We start from the raw sequence: 17,781 nt of genomic DNA on the forward strand, positions 1-17,781 counted from the left end.
TCAGTCTTCACCTGCCACCCAGCGCGAAAACAGACATCTTCACTAAAATCTGCCGGAGCAGCGCTAGACCGCAGCGTCGCGCGGCCGCGCCAAATCGTTCGTTCCCTCCGGATCCGGCGCCTGGCCATAGCTCATCTTCTTCATCTGCTCGATCACGCGCGCCATCTCCTCGTCGGAAAGGACCGGCGGCTCGCCAAGGCTAAGCGCCTGGACATACATGCGCGACAGGGTTTCGACCTCGTTCGCCAGCCACAACGCGGCCTCCATGGTCTTGCCGAGCGAAATCTGGCCGTGCTGGCCGAGCAGGCAGGCGAGGCGATCCTTGAGTGCAACCAAGGCATTGTCGGACAAGGCCTGCGTGCCAAAGGTTGCGTATTCCGCGCAGCGGATGGTGGTGCCGCCCGCCACTCCCGTCATATAGTGGAAGCTCGGGATCGTCTTGTGATGGCAGGCCAGCGTCGTGGCGTAGAGCGAGTGGCAATGCAGCACGACGTCGATCTCCTGCCGCTCCCTCAAAATGTCACGGTGGAAGCGCCACTCCGAGGAGGGCCGTCGGCCGACATAGGTGCCGTCAAAGCCCATCTCGACGATGTCTTCGGGCGTCATCGTTTCGTAGGGCAGCGACGAGGGCGTGATCAGGAAACCGTCGCTAGAGCGCACCGACAAATTGCCGGCATTGCCCTGGTTGATGCCGCTTGAGTTCATCCGGCGGCAAGCATCCACCATCTCGCGGCGCAGAGCGCTGTCATCAGTCATCGATCATTCCTTTTGCTGGTCTTGCGCTGTTGCAAGTTGTTTCGCTTCGCCAGTTCGCGCCACCGCTGTGCATAGGCTGCGAGCGCCTCACGATCGCCGGCAAAGCCAGTCGGCAGGCTGAGCGCGATCGGAGCCGGCGTGTCACGCGTTTCGTGTTCGCCAAGCAGCGCCGCACCCGAAGCGGTGCCATAGGAGTCGAGGTTGTAGGCCGTTTCGGCGTTTGGCCGCAGCGCCGCAACCAGCGTGGCGTAGAGCGGGTCTCGCAGGAAGGTGCCATCCAATGCAACCAGCCCGGTTTCGTTCAGTGCATCGATACATTCGACCGTCAGCAGCGCGGCGTAGAGCACCGCGAGCGCCTTGCGCTCTGCAGGGGTTTCTGCAGGCGGCCCTTCAAACCGGCCGAGCCCAGCGCTGCCTCGAAACAGGCCGTCATCGTCGCCGAACGACGGCAATGCGAAAGTGCCGCGCTCAATCAGCAAACTGACGAGCGCAGCGTCGGCCGCAGTTCCTTCTTGCCCCTGCCCTGCCACCCCGTGCCCTGCCACATGACTGAACTCACGTCCGCCCATGGTCAAAACGCCGCCGACCGGGCGTCCTGTCACGTCGCTGTTCAGAACCATTCCGCGATTTTCATCGAGGCGGTCGAGAGGTGTCGCCGCGCACATTCCGACAATCCAGGTTCCGGTAGAGATCACGCAGGCGTCGTGCATGCCTGCCGCCTGATAGCGGTAGAGGTTCAGGCTGCTGTCGTGGCCGCCGGTCAGGACAGACAGCTCTTCCGGTATGCCGTGTCGGCGCGCCAGATCCTGCCGGATTGGCCCCAACCTCTCCCAGGCCGGATGGAATGGTGGCATGAGGCGCTGCCATCCCTGCCCCGCCACAATGGGCGACCACTGCTTGCGCACATTGTTCCACAGATGGGATTGCGCCGAGAGGATCGTCGTTTCGGCCGATGGCACGCCTGACAGCCGCCAGGCCCAATATTGAGGCAAGCCCAGATACCAACGAGCCTGAGCGACGCGCTCCGGATCAACCTGCTGCATCCAGTACAGCTGACGCGCCTGGTGGGCAGCCTTCAGCATGATCGCGCTGCCGCGATCGAAGAAATCGCCCGAAAGCGGCGCGTAGCCTTCGCGAATTGCACGCGGCAGATCCTGCTCGTAGTCAATCATCGGCAGGGCACAAGTCTCGTCGGGATCTGCGTTCACCAAGACCCCCGCGGAGCCATGTCCGGTGCCGACCACCTTTTCCAGCGGATGGTGTCGGCACAAAGTGGCGAGCGAGCCGAACAGCCAGTCGCTAATGCCGTTGAGATCGTGCTGCCGCCAAGGTGGACCGGGCCGCACTTCGTTGTGGACAGAGAGGCTCTCCACGAGCACGCCGTCGAGCGTCATTGCGGAGAGCTTTATGTTGGTCTTGCCGACATCGAAGACGGCGATCCTTGCGCCGTCCGCCTTCTGCCCGTCACCCATCGTCTCAGATCAGACCGTATTGGCGAGCCTTGTTGCGCAGGAACGGCAAGCCATTGCCCATCACTTCGGCCTCGTCCTTCGCAACCGGCCGCCAGACCGAGAGGCCGTAGGAGACTTCCGGCGGCATGTTGATGAAGCTTTCCATGGCCAGTCCGCCCTTGAAGCCGATTGCCGCCAGCGTCGCGTAAATCTCGTCCCAGGGGCAGTTGCCGGTGCCTGGTGTGCCGCGATCACTCTCAGACAAGTGGATGTACTTCAGGTGGTCGCGGGCAGCCAGAATGCCGTTGGCTGCCCCTTTCTCCTCGATGTTCATGTGGTAGGTGTCGAGATGAACAAAAATGTTGTCGGCCCCGACTTTCTCGACCATCCAGACGGCCTGGGCGCCGGTGTTGATCAAATGGTTCTCGTAGCGGTTCACCGCCTCGATTCCGAGCTCGATGCCGCGCTTCTTGGCGTGCTTGGCGGCGACGGTCAGCACGTGGGCGATATTGTCGTATTCCTTTTCGGTCGGTGGCAGGCCGGTGCGTTCGCCGATACCGCCAAAAATCACGCCGGAAAGCGCCAGCGCGCCCATTTCAGCAGTCTTGTCGATCGCCACTTCGAGATGTTCGATGGCGGCATCCGGCCGCACCGAGGCCCAGGCGCGCTCCGGCAGGCCAAGCGAGCAAACGGCAGGAAGATTGTGCTTTTCGAGCAAGGCGCGTGTGTGCGCGGCATCGACCGCCGGCGCGTTCAGAAGCGCGATCTCGATAAAGTCCATCCCGTATTTGACGGAAGCCGCGATCGCCTTCTCCGCGCCGGCCCGGTCCCAGTTCATCGTCCACATCGAGGTGTGGACCCCAAAACCATGCATCTAACTCACCCTCTGTTTGTGTTCAGGAATTTGAGGCGCCCGGCAAGCCAGCGCAGGATCATCACCGTGATCATCAGGATGCCCCAGACTGCCGTCGCAAGATGCTGGCTTGCGCCCATCAGATTGAGTCCCGAGGACAGAAGCTGGAGCACGACGAGCGCAACGAAGACCGGGATCACCCGACCGAAGCCGCCGAACGGATTGACCCCGCCAAGGAAGCAGGCAAGCACGGTGATCAGCAGGTAAGACTCGCCGTGGCCGACACGCACCGAATTGAAGCGCGCCAGCATGATGATGCCGGCGACCGCGCACATCGCGCCGGACAATGTGTAGACGAGAACCTGCACCTTGCGCGTATTGATACCGGAATAGCGTGTGGCCTCGATATTGGAGCCTATCATGTAGGTGTTGAAGCCTAGCTTCATGCGCGTTAGCAAGACGTGCCAGATCAGCACGCAAGCGATGAAGATGAGCAACGGCACCGGGATGCCAAAAATCGAACCGTAGCCGATCGGCGCCAGGAAGCCGGGAATGCCGGACACGTCGCCCCCGCGCGTCAGGAATTCGCCGAGACCGCGCAGGAAGATCATCATCGACAGCGAGACCAGGATCGGGTGAGCCTTGGTGTAGGCGATGACGAGCCCCATGATCAGCCCGCTCAGTGCGCCGACCGCGATGGCAAGGACCGAGCCAAGCACAAAGGCGCCGACGCCCGCTTCGACGCCTCCCTGGCTTTGCAGTACCCAAGCCAGCGTCAAGCCGGCCATGTTGGCCGTGAAGGTGATGGCCAGGTTCAGGCCGCCGGTCAGGATCGGCATCAGCATGGCGAGTGTGAGGAGGCCGAGTTCCGGCAGCTGGAAGGCAACGGATCCAAAGGTAGCGCGGGAAAGAAAGTTCGGCGCGGCAAAACCGAACACGATCATGACAGCTACGAACGCGGCAAACGGACCTGCAAGTTCGGGGCCGAGCGCGTTGCGGACGCGTTCAATCAAAACCGTCATGAAGGCGCCCGTCGGCTTTTCAGGAACGGCAGCAGGCGTTCGATGCTGGTATTCGAAAGCGTGATTGCGGCAAGAATGATGGCGCCGACGATCATCTTGAACGCGAAAGGCGACACGCCCATCAAATTAAGCCCGTTCTGGGTAATCGAGACCAACAGAACGCCCAGAATGCAGCCGAGCACGCTGCCCTTGCCGCCGCCGAGCCGCGCACCGCCAAGGACCACCGCTGCCAGGACGTCGAGTTCGCGCCCATAAAGGGCATTCGGCACAACCTCCTGCGCGTAATGCGCCTGGACGAGACCGGCGATACCCGCCATCAGGCCAAGCCAGCCGAAGGCGATAAATTGCATGGCACCGATATTGATGCCGAAGCGGCGCGCGCCCTCCGGGTTGTCGCCAAATGCGTAGAGTTGGCGGCCAGTCGTGGTGCGCGTGATCAACGCCCAGGTAGCGAACACGCATATGGCCATAATGAGCACAGGCAGGGTGATCTCCGCCCAGGTCCCGTCAGCCATCTCTCGCTCGAACAGCACGACGCGGGTGGTGAGCCAGTCCGGCAGGTTGTAGATCGACACGCCGCCTGTGAAAAACATCAGCAAGCCGAAGAAAATGTTGAAAGTCGAAATCGTGGCGACGATCGAGATGATCCTGAACCCGTGGATCAGGAAGGCGTTGATGCAGCCCAACGCGACGCCCAATGCGCCAGCGATGATGAAGCCGACAATCCAATTCCCGCCGCCGATCCAGCCGAGGACGGTCGCGGTCAGATATTGCACAACGGAGGCAGCAACCGCGAAGGAAATATCAATGCCGCCGGCGATCAGCACGACCAGCAGGCCGACGGCGAAGATGATGTTGACCGAGCTGGTGTTCAGAAGGTCAAACGCGTTGCCGAGGGTGAAGAACCGGTCTGTCGCGAACGAAAGGAAGACGCAGATGACTGCGATAACGCCGAGCAAAGCCAGTTCCGTTGCGTGGGAGCGGACAAACCTACGCATAGACCGCCTCCTCGATCGCCTGGAGGGTCGTAGCGCCCGGCGTAAATTCGCCGACAATGCGCCCCTGAGCCATGTGCAGCACACGGTCCGCGTTGAAATAGACTTCAGGCACCTCGTCCGAGATCAGGATAATGGCCAGGCCGCTGTCCGCCAGCTTGGAAACGATGTCGAAAATGCCGGCGCGCGCGCCGACATCGACGCCGACCGTCGGTGCGTCGAGGATAAGCAGCTTCGGGTCGGTCGCCAGCCATTTTGCAATGGCGACACGTTGCTGATTTCCCCCTGACAGGGTCGAGATCGCGTCGTCCTGCTTTCCGATCCTGACCCCGAGATCCCTTATCCAGCGATTGACCAGAGATCGCTTGCGATCGCTCGAAATGAAACCGCCTGAAAGGATCTTGTCCAGCGAGGCGATGACCATGTTGTCGGCGATTGCCTGGGGCTGAATGAGACCGAGCGACAGCCGGTCTTCCGAAAGATAGGCGACGCCGGCGGCGATCGCGTCACGGTTGGAACCGAATCGGACGGGTTTGCCATCCAGGACGACGGAGCCCGATTTCGGCTTGCGCATGCCAAACAATGTCAGCGCCAATTCGGTGCGCCCTGCCCCGAGCAACCCGGTGATGCCGAGCGTCTCGCCGCGCCGGACTGTCAAGGACACGTCGTCGAATTCGCCGGGCCGCGACAGTCCCTTGACCTCAAGCATGACTGGGCTCCTGCTCAAATCCCGATGCAGGACGGAATAGTCGAAGGTCTTGCCCGTCATCAACTCGGTGACGCGCGACTGGGTCAGGCCTTTGGTTGGATAGACGCCAACCAGGGCGCCGTCGCGCAGCACGGTGACGCGGCTGGAGATTTCAAGAACCTCCGCCAGGCGATGACTGACGAACACAACGGCGACACCCGACGCCGACAGATTGCGCACAACGTCCAGCAGATAGTCGGTTTCGGATTGGGTGAGCGACGCCGTCGGCTCGTCCATGAAGACGAGCTTTGCCTCACCGACGAGGGCGCGGGCGATTGCTACGATCTGCCGCTGTGCGATGGGAAAGTGGTGGAGTGCCAGATCGACATCGAAGGTAACACCAAGACGTTGCAAGGCGTTGATCGCGATACGGCGCATCTCGGCATAGTTCACCAGCCGCGGCCAGCGGCCGATGACGGTCTGGAACGCGATATTCTCGGCGACAGTCATCTCGGGAAACAGGGCGAGGTCCTGCCAGATGATCTGAATTCCGCTGGCCTGCGCCGTAACCGGCGACATATGGGAGTAGCTCTGGCCATCATAGTCGATCACGGCGCCCGCCTCGGGCTTGTACACGCCTGTAATGACCTTGATCAGCGTGCTCTTGCCGGAGCCGTTCTCGCCGGCAAGACAATGCACCTCGCCCGGCAACACCTCAAAGCTGACATTCTTCAGCGCCTTCACGCCGCCGAACGTCATGTTGACGTTGCGGAGCGACAGCAGCGGCCGTGGTGCGGCGCCATCGAGTGCCTGATCAGCCATCGAACGAAACCTGGATCCAATCGCGTTTGCAATCCTGCAGCCGGGCCGGTTCGAGGCCGGGCCCGACTGCCATTCGCCTTGGGAGGCTTTACAGGCCCATCGCCGCGAGATCGTCGACAGTATCCTTGTTGATGGGGACGAGTTGATCGACGATGATGTTACGGTTTTCGAAGTCGGGCTTGACTGTCCCAAGCCCTTCGATCGTATCGCCATCCTTGATCTCTTTGCCCTTCATGAGATGGTCGGCCAGCGTGACGAAAACCTCGCCCGCCTGCTTCGGATTCCACATGAAGCCGCCGGAGATCGCGTCGCTTTTGATGAGCTTCCGGCCTTGGCCTGGCGAGAATGGTCCGAGCACGAAAATTTCGCCCACCTTCCGGCGCTCTTCGATTGCGCGGCCAGCGCCGATCGGGCCTTGGCTGCCGAAGGCGAGGAAGCCCTTCAGGCCGGGATTTGCGGAAATCAGGTCAAGCGCAGTGCTGCGGCTCTTGTCCACATCCTCGGCGACGCCATAACGTTCGCCGACGAGTTTCATGTCGGGATTATTCTTCTTCAGATACTCGATTGCCGCATCGGCCCAGGCATTGTGCAGCGGCACCGTCAACGAGCCGACGAACACTGCATACTCACCCTTGCCGCCCATCTTCTCCGCCAGGAGCTTGGCGTGAGCCTCGCCGAAGCCGGTGGCGGACGCGAGTTCGAAATCCCAGTCGGCGCCCTTCTGGCCAGGCGATTCATGTGTGATGACGATGATGCCGGCGTCCTTGGCCTTCTGCAGGACCGGTTCAAGCACTTTGGCATCATTCGGCACGACGCCGATGACCTTGACGCCCTGCGCGATCAGATCCTCGATGGCGCGAACTTGCAGTGCTGGATCAGCGCTGGTCGGGCCGACCATGAATGCGTCGATCCCGAGCTTCTCGCCGCGCTCCTTGATACCCGCCTCCATTGCGTTGAACCACGGAATGCCGCCGATCTTGACGACGACGCCGACCTTGCCGGCCTGCTGTGCCATCGCAGCGAATGATCCGCCAATCATAAGGGTCACGGCAAGCGCCGCGATCAAGAGCTTTTTCATCTGTACTCCTCCCATAACGTTCCTAGTGGGAACACACTCGAGCCGTCGAACGACGGCGGCCGTTAGAAACCTCCCCGAAAGAGACGGGGCACTTCCCCATCGATCATCCACCGGTTTTCGCTTGCACAATCGATGGTGCAGAAACTATTGTGCATTGAGAAGCTCTCGTCAAGCGGGATATTGCTCTAAATAGACGCGCCGGAGGCGCCAGATGGATCAGCGGGTCAAGAAGAAGGCGACGATCTATGACCTGTCCGTGCTGTCGGGCAGTTCGCCCTCGACCGTGAGTGCCGTGCTGAACGGCACTTGGCGCAAGCGCCGCATCAAGGAAAGTACGGCGCAAACAATTCTCGGCCTCGCCGAACTCCACCAATACACCACCAATCTGCAAGCGCGAGGCTTGCGACGCTCGCGATCGGGCCTGGTCGGCCTGATGCTGCCCGTCCACGACAATCGCTACTTCTCCTCCATGGCGCAGACGTTTGAGGGGCATGTGCGCAGCCGCGGCCAATGCCCGGTCGTGGTTAGCGCCAGCCGCGACCCCGAAGAGGAACGGCGGACTGCGGAGACGCTGATCTCCTATTCAATCGACCAGCTCTTCATCGTCGGCGCCACCGATCCCGATGGCGTGCACGAGGTCTGCGAACTGGCGGGGCTGAGGCATATCAACATCGACCTGCCGGGAGCGAAGGCGCATTCGGTGATCAGCGACAATTATCAGGGCGCGCGGATGCTGACGGAAGCAATCATCCGCCACTTCGGCAACGACGATCCTCTGCGGCCGGACGAGCTGTTTCTGTTTGGCGGCCGCAACGACCACGCCAGCCGCGAACGCATCGCCGCTTTCCATGCGACCAAGAAGGCGCTGCTGGGCGCCGACCCTGACGATGGTGTGCAGTCCTCCGGGTATTCGCCTGATATAACTTTGCGTGCCTTCGAGGCGTTTTACCAATGCCGTGGCAAGCTGCCGCGCGCGCTGTTCATCAATTCGTCGATCAATATGGAAGGTCTGCTGCGTTTCATGGCCGGCCGGCCGGCGGAAATGTTCAGCGAACTCGTCGTCGGTTGCTACGACTATGACCCCTTCGGCTCCTTCCTGCCCTTCCCCGTAATCATGGTGCGGCAGAATGTTGAGGCGATGATCACGAAGGCATTCGAGCTGATCGATGAACCTCCGACGGCACCGCAGACCTTCCTGATCGCGCCAGAGTTGATCCAGCCCAGGTCTGCATTGAAAGGGCCGCTGGACACGCTGAAGGATATAGCCTGAGGGTGACCCGGCGCTATAGGGCGACACCGCCTTGAGATTTTCAGTGGTTCATCGTGCCGACCCTCACGGGGGTGTCGCCGTCCTCAGCGCGAGCCAACTGGGTGGGTGCGTAGGCGCCTGCAAGAAGGTCTACAGCACCGAGCGTTAGAAGCGATAACGGATTCCAAGGGCGTTCGCATTGGAACCCTCTGTCATATCTCCAAACGTACCATCGGCGCCGGATCTATGGTGGAGTTGGTAGACGAGTTCGACGTTGGGAGCCTGCCTCACTCTGAACGAAAGCTCCGCACCAACGAAGCCGAGGAATGATGCATCGCCATCGCGGACGATTTCGCGTTCGCGCTCGATCTCGGTAGGGCCGGTAACGACACTGAATCCAGCAGTCAGTGCGGGCGCAATCGCCAAATCACCAATGACCAGGCCGTGGTGGCGCAGTCGCGCTCCGGCCCAAAGTTCGCCAGTCGTATCATCGTCCTCGCCAAATCTTATGGCCGCGCCGGCGACGCCACCAAGAACGAAGCCAGCGCCGATATCGACGAAATCGCGACCGTATGCAGCTCCGATTATATAGTTGTCCGTGTAGTCGGCACCCAAAACATTGATCGCGTCCCCGAAGGCCCCGTGCGCAAAGACGCCACCAAAGACATAAACATCATTCTTGGTCGGCAAACCGTCTGCGAAAGGGTCCTGGGTCGCAAAATAGATAAAGGGAGAATTGTCATCGGCGAGTCCAGAACTGACTGAAATGCCCAAGATCACCGCAGCCAGGGCCACTTGCAGTCCACGCATAGACTAGCTCCGAATCAATCCATTTCCATGGTTGGCAATTGCAATGGGGAAAAACAAGGTACGAATTGTTTTATCGCCAAAATACTGGATGCGGGTGGCTCGAACCATTCTTCAGGCTTTGCCGGGCGCGCGCAGGTGACCTTCGCCACAGGCCGTAACGGCGCAGTCTTCGGCCGCCGGCCTAACAGTAATGGCATCTGCCTATACCAATTCACGTCCGTTGCTGCGTTCGACTGCCCCGATCATCTGCTGAAGCTCCAAATAAACCACGATTGAAGACCGTAGATCTCGGAACTTTTTCGCGCCGGCGCGGGTTGTCGATGGAGATGCATCGAACGCATGGGACGCTGGTGAAATGGCCATTCTTTCGGGAAAACCGGGAAGCTGTTGGGTGGCGGCAGCCACCGCTACGAACTATCCCCCGCTCGAGGGCTCGATCCATGCCGATGCCGTTGTCGTGGGCGCCGGGATTGTCGGGCTCACGACGGCGCTTCGCCTTTGCGAGGCCGGTCGGTCGGTGATCGTCATCGAAGGCCTGCGGACAGGCGGCCAGGTGACCGGCCGCTCGACGGCCAAGATCACGACGCAGCACGCGCTGATCTATCGCCATCTCATCGACACGTTCGGGCGGGACCTGGCGCAGACCTATGCCGATGCGAATTCCGCCGGCGCCATCCAGATCCGGGAATGGGTTCGCGACCGCGCCATCGCCTGCGATCTCGAGGCCAAGGACGCCTATACCTACACCTGCGATGCAAGCCGGCGCGCGGAGATCGTGGCCGAGGCGGAGGCCGCGCGCCAGGTTGGGCTGGACGCCGATGTTTTGGAGCGCGCGCCGCTGCCTTTCGAAACGGCCGCCGCTCTGCGTTTTTCCGACCAGGCGCAGTTCAATCCGGCGATGTATCTGGTTGGCCTGGCTCAAGCAGTGACGGCCCGTGGCGGACGGATTTTCGAAAACAGCCGCGCGATCTCGATCGGCGAGGCAAGCCGCTGGCGCGTCGTTACCGACAGCGGCACCGTTCACGCCGAGCATGTGGTCGTCGCCACCAACATGACGGTGAAGAGCCCCGTCGGCATGGCGAACCGGACCCAGCCGCGCTGTCACACTGCCATGGCGTTTCGGATCGATGACCCTCGTGCTGTCGACGGCATGTTCATCGGCATCGACGATCCGACGCATTCCATCCGCACCGGCCGCGACGCCGAAGGCCCGCTGCTGGTCGCGCTCGACCCCAAGTTTGACACGGGCCAGGACGGCGACGTGGCGAAACGGTTTGTCGAGCTGGAACAATGGGTAAGAATGAGCCTTCCAGTTGGAGACGTTGCGTGGCGCTGGTGTAATGAGGACTATGATACGGCCGATAGGGTTCCGTATGCCGGCGAGCCCGATCCGGACAAAGCCTCCGGGTTTTATATTGCCACGGGTTTCAACGCCTGGGGCATCACCAATGGAACGGCCGCAGGCATGACGATCGCGGATTTGATCTGCGCGCGGCCGAGCCCATGGCAAAAGCTCTATGATCCGGCGCGGCCTTATCCCGAGGACTTTCACAGGAATGGCCGCAGCCAATCGATTGTCACAAGCCTTGACGACATCGTGCCCGGCATGGGCGGTGTGATCGTCAGGGGCGACGAAAAGATCGCGGCGTGGAGAGACGCTGAAGGGGTGCTCCACCCGGTTTCGGCGACATGCACCCACAAGGGCTGCACGGTGACCTGGAACAATGCGGAGAACACCTGGGATTGTCCTTGCCATGGCTCGATTTTCGCCGCCGACGGTTCGGTCATCCATGGCCCAGCTCGAAAGCCGCTTGCGCCGGCCGCGCTATAAGAGGCAGCGACTGGCGCGGCCCGGTGTTACCGTGCGTAGGTTCCGACCAGCTCAGTCTGCTCCAGCGCATGCTTCTGGGCTTCCTTCCAGACGAGCTGCACGCCCGCCTGTCCCGGCACACTGAGGCTCGGCACGTCGAGCGCGGCCAGCCGGAAATGATAATGATGGACGCCATGTCCCACCGGCGGCTGCGGGCCGTCGTAATAGGCATTGCCGAAATCGTTGGTGCCTTGCCTGAGTGCCGACGGGCCTGGCTTGCCATCCTGCGCCTCGGTGAGTTCGCTCGCATCGGGCGGGATATTGAACACCGCCCAGTGCCCGAAAATCCCGCTCGGCGCGTCGGGATCCTGCACGACAAGAACAAGGCTCTTGGTACCGTTCGGAACACCGGACCATTTTAGCGGTGGTGAGACGTTCTCGCCGTCGCGGGTATATTTTTCAGGGATTTTCCCGGCCGCCGGGAACGCCGGGCTGATAAGGGTGAGTGGCATTTCCATCTCCCCAAGAACAAGCGCTACAGCCAGCTATATCTGGCGCTATTTCACGCCGCTTGCTGAGCTTCCGCGACGCGCCTGATTTCTGCTGGCAAGGATTCCCAAACCTTGATCATCTGCCCCTCTCCCACATGGTGAGCGAGAACCTGGGATACGACCCTCAATGCATCCTTGGAATCGACCGATCGGGTGAATTCCAGCTCCGCCTTGATTTTGGCCAGGAACTCGTCGAGCGACCGCAACTTCTCGGGAGTCTTGGAGGGCTGATATTGGTCGTAGTAGGCGCCGCGCACGAGGATCGGCAGCTGCGAGCCCAGGTGGGCGGCAAGATCCGGCTGCATGCGGTCTCGCAGGGCGTGGAGCACCGCTCCAAGCACATGCCATGCGACCTGCCGATCCGGTCCAATCTCGGTCATGATCTCGTCGAGCCAGATGTTTGTTATCTGCAGCGTCTTGTCGAATACTTCGAGTCCGGTGGCGCTCATCGAAGCCTCCTTTCAACAGGTTGAATGACTCATTGGACGAAACGGCCTGGGTCGGCTGTTGTTCCCGTTCCTAAAGGCCGCCTCTCGCGAAGGCGGGTGATCTATTCGGCCAAGTTTACGTTCGCCAAACTTAACGCGTTCCCGTCAAGAGTTGGCCCGTCAAGATTTGGCCCGTCAAGATTTGGCCGTGGCCACGGCAACGAAAAGAGATTGCCCTTGCCTGCTGATGCGGAACAACATCGGCTTGTTCAGCTGGCGGGATTTCGCCCACTCCTCTTGGATGTCCGACGGCTGTGTCACATCCCGGTTGTTGGCCGAGACGATCACATCGCCAGGCTGAACGCCGTTTTCGGCGGCGAGGCTGTTTGGAGCCACTTCCTGGACGAACACGCCTGTAGTATCCGGCTGGAGTCCGAGCTGCCGGCGTGCCTCATCCGGGATTGGGCTGAGCGACAATCCAAGACGCGTGTCGGCCGTTTCCGACTTCGGAACGGCGCTGGTCTGTTGCTCCTCATCGTTGCGTTGTCCGATGGTCAGAGCTATTTCCTGTTGGCTGCCTCCGCGGTTCCGTGTCAGCGTCGTTTTTGTTCCCGGCTTTTGGCTCGCAGCGGCGAGCGTCAGATCATGGACGCTCTGGATGTCCTTGCCGTTAAAGCGTGTAATCACGTCTCCCGCCTGTATGCCTGCCTGCTCTGCCGGACTGCCGGGTTCGACCGAGGCGACCAGCGCTCCCTTGCTGCCGGGTATTCCAAGCGCCTCGGCAATCGACGGGGTGATCTCCTGGAGACGCACCCCGATGAAACCGCGCTCGATCCGGCCAGTGCGGATCAACTGGTCGACGACGTTCCGGGCGGTGCGGGATGGTACCGCAAAGCCAATCCCTATGCTGCCACCTGTGGGAGATACGATGGCCGTATTGACCCCGATCACTTCGCCGCGCGCATTGAACAGCGGGCCGCCGGAATTGCCGCGATTGATTGAGGCGTCGGTCTGGAGAAAATCGTCGTAAGGACCGGCATTGATGTCGCGCGAACGGGCCGAAACCACGCCGACGGTAACGGTCCCACCGAGCCCGAACGGACTGCCGACAGCGATCGTCCATGCGCCGGGTTGTACTGCATCGGAGTCACCCCAGGCGGTCGTTGTCATATTGGACCGCGGGTCGATCTTCAGCACCGCGAGGTCGGTTGCCGGATCGCGGCCGACGAGCTGCGCAGGCAACGTCTCCTTGTCAGAGAATACGACATGAATTTCGCTTGCATCGGCAACGACATGGTTGTTGGTGACGATGTACCCCTCGGGGCTGATCACAAAGCCGGAACCAAGGGCCTCTCGCACCTGCGGTTGCGCCGGTCCGAGGCCGGGACTGCCGAAAGGACTAAGAAAGTCGCCCAGCGTCGCCTGGTCCTGGATGATCTGTTTGGTCGTTATTGCGACCACGGCTGGAATTTTCTCGCGCACGATCGCCGTGAAGTCGTTTGGGATTTCCTGAGCTGCGAGCGGAGCAAAGCCGCCGGCCGAGAGCATCAGAGTTCCGGCGATCAGCCCGGCGCAAAGTCTTTTATTCAATACCGGTAACATGGCCTGCGACGCCTCCAGCGTTCAGTGATCAAGCATGGGCCGCTCCGGCATGAGCCAGCGGTTCACCAGCGGATTACGACAACCCTGTCGTTCCCGTTGGCGAGTTCGACAGCTTCGGTGCCGTCCGGTTTCCGGCTTTCGATCCGGGCACCTTCTACCGTTTCTATGCCGGCAATGTTGGCCGCAAAGGCCTCGTCAATCTCGGCGGTACAGACGAGGGTATCCGGGGGCAGATCCTTCACTTGGTCCATCAACTCGCGAAGCTTCATGGCGAACCTCCTTGGCACAGGCCCGGATTCTTTCAGCCGCACATTCCAACCATGTGCCTCCAGAAAAGTTCCCAGACGCGATTGCGGGCATGTCACAGGGACGAGATTCCGCCAACGATGCATCGGTGGTGGCATGGATCAGGGGCGCGGGCCGTGTTCACATGAATCGAGCTTCCTGCCCCCCCGACAAGGGACCCGGCCATGAGCCTTCGTCCGGCCGCCCTGAATGCAAGGCGTCGGCTCGATCAACACTGCGGCGCCGGCGATGCCACCAGCCTTTTGCCGGCCAGCCGCTAACGAGAACGATCAAGACTTGTCGTCACCGTTCTGGGCTGGCCTCAATGCACAAACCTTGCCCTCAGCCAGGCCAGAAGTCTGTTCCCGGTAATCGTCCGGCGGACTCTGGCGGCAGCCCATCGCGCTTGCATCGTAGCACCAACGTGACAGTGACAGACGATGTTGTGCAACTGCCAGTCACTTAGCTCGAAGAAGCGCTTTGCCTCACCGTAGGTATCATCTTTCAGACCCATGGCGCGCAGCACCGGATCCTCATAGGCAACGGTGATCGGCGACCCCGCGCCACGCGCTACGTCACGAGCTTCAGGACTGAGATATTCGGTGCCTGAAAGGGCTCCGAGGCAACGCCGTGGATTTTGTTCGAGAAGCTCTGCCCAACGCTCGATCCGCTGCGCCCGAGTCATGGTCGGGTATGTCGCCGAGGGCTCAACTTTCGCAACTGTCTGCAGTTGGTCGAGTGTTTGGTGTTTCATGGTCGGCTCCTTTCAATAGGGGGAAGTGCCCACGCCCTAACAGAAGATTATTGCGCTGCGACGCGCCGACAAGGCCGGAATTGGCAATGTCAGGAGTTTGCCCCTCGCCCGGTTCGGATTAGGAACCTTCCCGGGGGCCTGCTTGTTTTGGCTAGTGAAAGGAGACGGTCATGAGCACAAAACCACCACCCGTTCCGACAGAGAACCAGAGCCCAAAGGGTCCGGGCGACAAGAAGTCGGTTCCTGTCGACCAGACGCAGCACAGCCATTCCGCCCCAAATCCTGACAAACAGGGCCAGCAGGGCAACACGAAGGTCAATACGACCCATCAAGGCTATCAGCAGGACCGCTAGGTGATTTCATGTCCACGTCGAAGAAGACCCGCGCCAGTATTCGCCATGGCGGTCCTGGCGCATCGCACGAAAATGCCAAGGAGCCGCTGGTGATAGAAAAACCGCCAGCCGATTCCGATCTGCGCAGCCGCAGCAAGATCTCCGGCGGCGGAGGCGAACGCGACAGCCACCATACTCATGACCCGGAAAAGAAGGGCGGCGGCACCCGGCCGGCAAACAAAGGGCGGTAGAGTGGCTGTGGCCTTCTTTGGCCTACCGCCGCAACTTCCGACTGCGTCAGGCATTTTTGCTGTGATCGCCGTTCCTCCAGGCGGTCCGAGGCTGAGAAAGCCTGTCGCCCGCGGGCTCCCGGCCGGCGGGCTGTCTCGTCAGCCTACCGGCTTTTCCCGCTAGACGAGCGACAGCGATGCTACTTCCGGTGGAACAGGAAGCCCCCTCTGGGAGTTCATACCGTCATCAACAGGCGCATGGACGTGCCCTTGTACGGCGCGGCAGCGCACGAATGGGAGAACCACCATGAGCCTCGGAACCATACTCATCATCATTTTGATCCTTATCTTGCTTGGCGGGTTCAGCGGTTTGGGTGGTGGACCGTTCTACGGCACCGGCTATTATGGTGGCGGTGGCCTCGGTCTCGTGCTGCTGATCGTTATTATCCTGGTCCTTCTCGGGCGCATTTAGTACACGATTAGGCGGACAATTTGGCGATGATCCTGTGTCGGCCTGATGCCTTGCCCAGGAATGTCGCCGCGACTGCGGGCAAAGGGGGCCGCACGTGATTGTCCGGACGGAACCGAAACCGCTCAAGGGCATTATAGCCGCTCAGAAATCCACGAGAATGGCGCCATAAGTGAACTTCGTTGAACAAGCCGATGTCGGCCTCGGAGTTCCGGGCATTCCCACTGCCGATCTGATGCAGGCACTGCCGGTCGCCATCTACACCGTCGACGGGCAGGGACACATCACCTTCTTCAACGAAGCCGCAGCTGAGCTCTGGGGCCATCGTCCTGTTATCGGTCGGGACCTATGGTGCGGCTCGTGGAAGCTTCGTCATCTGGACGGTCGGGATATGGCGCATGGCGAGTGTCCGATGGCCGTGGCGCTGCGCGAAGGGCGGGATGTCTCCTGGGACCAGGCGATTGCGGAGCGGCCGGATGGCGAACTGGTCCCATTCAGGGCTCACCCACGCCTGCTTCGCGACGAAGCGGGCAATGTTGTCGGTGCCATCAACACGCTGCTCGACCTGCGCACGCAGACGCTGGGCGATGAAGCCCGCATGCGTCTTGCCGCCATTGTCGAGTCGTCGATGGACGCCATCGTCTCGAAGGACATGAATGGCATCATCACCAGCTGGAACGATGCTGCAGAACGCCTGTTCGGCTACACGCCTGCCGAGGCGATCGGCCGGCCGGTGACGATGCTCATTCCGCCTGACCGTCTCGACGAGGAAGTCTCGATCATCAGCCGCATCCGCGCCGGCGAACGCGTCCCCTCCTATGAGACGATGCGCCTGCGCAAGGACGGCACGCTCGTTTCGGTCTCGCTCACCGTCTCACCGATCCGCGACGGGATCGGGCGGGTCGTCGGCGCCTCCAAGATCGCGCGCGACATCAGTTCCCACAAGGAGAACGAACGGCGCATCCGACTGCTCATGCGCGAGGTCAACCATCGGGTGAAGAACCAGTATTCGGTCATCCTCTCGATGATCCGCGAGACAAGCAAGCTGACGAGCACACCTGAGGCTTTCCTCGGGCAAGTTCGAGAGCGCATCATGTCGCTTTCGGAATCCCATGATCTCCTGGTCAATGCCGAATGGCGCGGCGCGACGGTCGGCGAGCTCATCCAGGCACAGCTCAAGGCCTTCGCAGCGCAGTCCCGCGTGTTGATGGCCGGGCCAATGGTGGTACTGCAGCCGAACGCCGTCCAGTATCTCGGCATAGCCTTTCACGAGCTCGCCACCAATTCGGCAAAACATGGAGCGCTGTCGTGCAACGGCGGACGCGTCGAGATCGATTGGCACGTGGTCCCTGCGGGCGACGGCGCTGAGACCTTTCGACTGGTCTGGCGTGAGTTGGACGGGCCAATCCTGGACGCTGTCAGGGGGCGCGGTTTCGGACTGGTCGTGCTAGAGCGAGTGGCGCCGCAGGCTCTCAGCGGCAGCGGGCGGCTGGAGTTCCACGCCCGAGGCATCACCTGGACGCTCGAGGCGCCGCTGCATTTCGTCCAGACATCACTGGCCGAAATCGCGGCCGATTGAAGGAATTTCGCCGCGCT

19 protein-coding genes are annotated in these 17,781 nt (G+C 61.2%); 6 read left to right on the forward strand and 13 right to left on the reverse strand.

The features are described 5' to 3' along the window. Positions 1–63: 63 nt before the first annotated feature. From AC0L2C_RS00075 to AC0L2C_RS00105, 7 genes are all read right to left on the reverse strand, one after another. On the reverse strand, positions 64–756 hold the full coding sequence (locus AC0L2C_RS00075; RefSeq protein WP_023799535.1) for a class II aldolase/adducin family protein: 693 nt from the start codon (positions 754–756) through the stop codon (positions 64–66). Further along, the gene (locus AC0L2C_RS00080; RefSeq protein WP_473522418.1) at positions 753–2,228 is read right to left on the reverse strand and encodes an FGGY family carbohydrate kinase; all 1,476 of its coding nucleotides are present in this window, start codon (positions 2,226–2,228) and stop codon (positions 753–755) included. The genes AC0L2C_RS00075 and AC0L2C_RS00080 overlap by 4 nt, the downstream gene beginning before the upstream one ends. Positions 2,229–2,232: 4 nt before the next feature. Beyond that, on the reverse strand, positions 2,233–3,081 hold the full coding sequence (locus AC0L2C_RS00085) for a sugar phosphate isomerase/epimerase family protein (RefSeq protein WP_023799537.1): 849 nt from the start codon (positions 3,079–3,081) through the stop codon (positions 2,233–2,235). Between the two features lie 5 nt (positions 3,082–3,086). Beyond that, a complete protein-coding gene (locus AC0L2C_RS00090; protein ID WP_473522419.1) occupies positions 3,087–4,082 on the reverse strand; it encodes an ABC transporter permease in 996 nt (331 codons plus the stop codon). After that, on the reverse strand, positions 4,079–5,080 hold the full coding sequence (locus tag AC0L2C_RS00095) for an ABC transporter permease (protein WP_473522420.1): 1,002 nt from the start codon (positions 5,078–5,080) through the stop codon (positions 4,079–4,081). The genes AC0L2C_RS00090 and AC0L2C_RS00095 overlap by 4 nt, the downstream gene beginning before the upstream one ends. Continuing rightward, entirely contained in the window at positions 5,073–6,587 is a 1,515-nt protein-coding gene (locus tag AC0L2C_RS00100; RefSeq protein ID WP_473522421.1) for a sugar ABC transporter ATP-binding protein, read from the reverse strand. Before AC0L2C_RS00100 ends, AC0L2C_RS00095 begins: the two co-directional genes overlap by 8 nt. 88 nt (positions 6,588–6,675) lie before the next feature. After that, on the reverse strand, positions 6,676–7,665 hold the full coding sequence (locus AC0L2C_RS00105; RefSeq protein WP_023799541.1) for an autoinducer 2 ABC transporter substrate-binding protein: 990 nt from the start codon (positions 7,663–7,665) through the stop codon (positions 6,676–6,678). A 211-nt stretch (positions 7,666–7,876) separates the two neighbouring features. Between AC0L2C_RS00105 and AC0L2C_RS00110 the strand changes: the two genes are divergently transcribed. Next, positions 7,877–8,935: a LacI family DNA-binding transcriptional regulator gene (locus AC0L2C_RS00110; RefSeq protein WP_128167811.1), complete on the forward strand. Its 1,059-nt coding sequence runs from the start codon at positions 7,877–7,879 to the stop codon at positions 8,933–8,935. 144 nt (positions 8,936–9,079) lie between these two features. Here the strand turns inward: AC0L2C_RS00110 and AC0L2C_RS00115 are convergent, their stop codons facing one another. Then, positions 9,080–9,724: a hypothetical protein gene (locus tag AC0L2C_RS00115; protein WP_473522422.1), complete on the reverse strand. Its 645-nt coding sequence runs from the start codon at positions 9,722–9,724 to the stop codon at positions 9,080–9,082. Between the two features lie 355 nt (positions 9,725–10,079). Here AC0L2C_RS00115 and AC0L2C_RS00120 point away from each other — a divergent pair, with 355 nt between their 5' ends. Continuing rightward, positions 10,080–11,555, forward strand: a complete 1,476-nt coding sequence (locus AC0L2C_RS00120) for an FAD-dependent oxidoreductase (RefSeq protein ID WP_473522423.1) — start codon at positions 10,080–10,082, stop codon at positions 11,553–11,555. A 26-nt stretch (positions 11,556–11,581) separates the two neighbouring features. Here the strand turns inward: AC0L2C_RS00120 and AC0L2C_RS00125 are convergent, their stop codons facing one another. The 5 genes from AC0L2C_RS00125 to AC0L2C_RS00145 form a co-directional block, all read right to left on the reverse strand. Next, positions 11,582–12,046 (reverse strand): YbhB/YbcL family Raf kinase inhibitor-like protein, encoded by a 465-nt coding sequence (locus AC0L2C_RS00125; RefSeq protein WP_473522424.1) that lies wholly within the window; start codon positions 12,044–12,046, stop codon positions 11,582–11,584. A 50-nt stretch (positions 12,047–12,096) separates the two neighbouring features. Continuing rightward, positions 12,097–12,534: a DUF2267 domain-containing protein gene (locus tag AC0L2C_RS00130; RefSeq protein WP_473522425.1), complete on the reverse strand. Its 438-nt coding sequence runs from the start codon at positions 12,532–12,534 to the stop codon at positions 12,097–12,099. A 174-nt stretch (positions 12,535–12,708) separates the two neighbouring features. Then, entirely contained in the window at positions 12,709–14,061 is a 1,353-nt protein-coding gene (locus AC0L2C_RS00135; protein WP_473522426.1) for a Do family serine endopeptidase, read from the reverse strand. Between the two features lie 116 nt (positions 14,062–14,177). After that, positions 14,178–14,384, reverse strand: coding sequence for a sugar phosphorylase (locus AC0L2C_RS00140; RefSeq protein WP_473522427.1), 207 nt, complete (start codon positions 14,382–14,384; stop codon positions 14,178–14,180). Positions 14,385–14,722: 338 nt separating this feature from the next. After that, positions 14,723–15,154 carry a hypothetical protein gene (locus tag AC0L2C_RS00145; RefSeq protein WP_023799551.1) on the reverse strand — a complete coding sequence of 144 codons (432 nt, stop codon included), beginning with the start codon at positions 15,152–15,154 and terminating at the stop codon, positions 14,723–14,725. Positions 15,155–15,324: 170 nt separating this feature from the next. On the opposite strand from AC0L2C_RS00145, the gene AC0L2C_RS00150 reads away from it, so the two are divergent. The 4 genes from AC0L2C_RS00150 (at position 15,325) to AC0L2C_RS00165 (ending at position 17,764) form a co-directional block, all read left to right on the forward strand. Beyond that, a complete protein-coding gene (locus AC0L2C_RS00150; protein ID WP_128172175.1) occupies positions 15,325–15,507 on the forward strand; it encodes a hypothetical protein in 183 nt (60 codons plus the stop codon). Between the two features lie 8 nt (positions 15,508–15,515). Further along, positions 15,516–15,737, forward strand: a complete 222-nt coding sequence (locus AC0L2C_RS00155) for a hypothetical protein (RefSeq protein WP_023799552.1) — start codon at positions 15,516–15,518, stop codon at positions 15,735–15,737. Between the two features lie 286 nt (positions 15,738–16,023). Then, positions 16,024–16,188 (forward strand): DUF3309 family protein, encoded by a 165-nt coding sequence (locus AC0L2C_RS00160; protein WP_023799553.1) that lies wholly within the window; start codon positions 16,024–16,026, stop codon positions 16,186–16,188. A 169-nt stretch (positions 16,189–16,357) separates the two neighbouring features. Further along, positions 16,358–17,764 (forward strand): PAS domain S-box protein, encoded by a 1,407-nt coding sequence (locus tag AC0L2C_RS00165; protein WP_473522428.1) that lies wholly within the window; start codon positions 16,358–16,360, stop codon positions 17,762–17,764. Positions 17,765–17,781: the final 17 nt, after the last annotated feature.

The organism is Mesorhizobium sp. WSM4845 (assembly GCF_055811455.1).

What these genes read in the sequence shown, in the direction of transcription:
- AC0L2C_RS00120 (WP_473522423.1), top strand. Translation starts at nt 10,080, where the DNA reads ATGGCCATTCTTTCGGGAAAACCGGGAAGCTGTTGGGTGGCGGCAGCC.
- AC0L2C_RS00110 (WP_128167811.1), top strand. Translation starts at nt 7,877, where the DNA reads ATGGATCAGCGGGTCAAGAAGAAGGCGACGATCTATGACCTGTCCGTG.
- AC0L2C_RS00130 (WP_473522425.1), bottom strand. Translation starts at nt 12,534, where the DNA reads ATGAGCGCCACCGGACTCGAAGTATTCGACAAGACGCTGCAGATAACA.
- AC0L2C_RS00090 (WP_473522419.1), bottom strand. Translation starts at nt 4,082, where the DNA reads ATGACGGTTTTGATTGAACGCGTCCGCAACGCGCTCGGCCCCGAACTT.
- AC0L2C_RS00160 (WP_023799553.1), top strand. Translation starts at nt 16,024, where the DNA reads ATGAGCCTCGGAACCATACTCATCATCATTTTGATCCTTATCTTGCTT.
- AC0L2C_RS00115 (WP_473522422.1), bottom strand. Translation starts at nt 9,724, where the DNA reads ATGCGTGGACTGCAAGTGGCCCTGGCTGCGGTGATCTTGGGCATTTCA.
- AC0L2C_RS00080 (WP_473522418.1), bottom strand. Translation starts at nt 2,228, where the DNA reads ATGGGTGACGGGCAGAAGGCGGACGGCGCAAGGATCGCCGTCTTCGAT.
- AC0L2C_RS00145 (WP_023799551.1), bottom strand. Translation starts at nt 15,154, where the DNA reads ATGAAACACCAAACACTCGACCAACTGCAGACAGTTGCGAAAGTTGAG.
- AC0L2C_RS00095 (WP_473522420.1), bottom strand. Translation starts at nt 5,080, where the DNA reads ATGCGTAGGTTTGTCCGCTCCCACGCAACGGAACTGGCTTTGCTCGGC.
- AC0L2C_RS00100 (WP_473522421.1), bottom strand. Translation starts at nt 6,587, where the DNA reads ATGGCTGATCAGGCACTCGATGGCGCCGCACCACGGCCGCTGCTGTCG.
- AC0L2C_RS00150 (WP_128172175.1), top strand. Translation starts at nt 15,325, where the DNA reads ATGAGCACAAAACCACCACCCGTTCCGACAGAGAACCAGAGCCCAAAG.
- AC0L2C_RS00105 (WP_023799541.1), bottom strand. Translation starts at nt 7,665, where the DNA reads ATGAAAAAGCTCTTGATCGCGGCGCTTGCCGTGACCCTTATGATTGGC.
- AC0L2C_RS00140 (WP_473522427.1), bottom strand. Translation starts at nt 14,384, where the DNA reads ATGAAGCTTCGCGAGTTGATGGACCAAGTGAAGGATCTGCCCCCGGAT.
- AC0L2C_RS00125 (WP_473522424.1), bottom strand. Translation starts at nt 12,046, where the DNA reads ATGCCACTCACCCTTATCAGCCCGGCGTTCCCGGCGGCCGGGAAAATC.
- AC0L2C_RS00135 (WP_473522426.1), bottom strand. Translation starts at nt 14,061, where the DNA reads ATGCTCTCGGCCGGCGGCTTTGCTCCGCTCGCAGCTCAGGAAATCCCA.
- AC0L2C_RS00075 (WP_023799535.1), bottom strand. Translation starts at nt 756, where the DNA reads ATGACTGATGACAGCGCTCTGCGCCGCGAGATGGTGGATGCTTGCCGC.
- AC0L2C_RS00085 (WP_023799537.1), bottom strand. Translation starts at nt 3,081, where the DNA reads ATGCATGGTTTTGGGGTCCACACCTCGATGTGGACGATGAACTGGGAC.
- AC0L2C_RS00155 (WP_023799552.1), top strand. Translation starts at nt 15,516, where the DNA reads ATGTCCACGTCGAAGAAGACCCGCGCCAGTATTCGCCATGGCGGTCCT.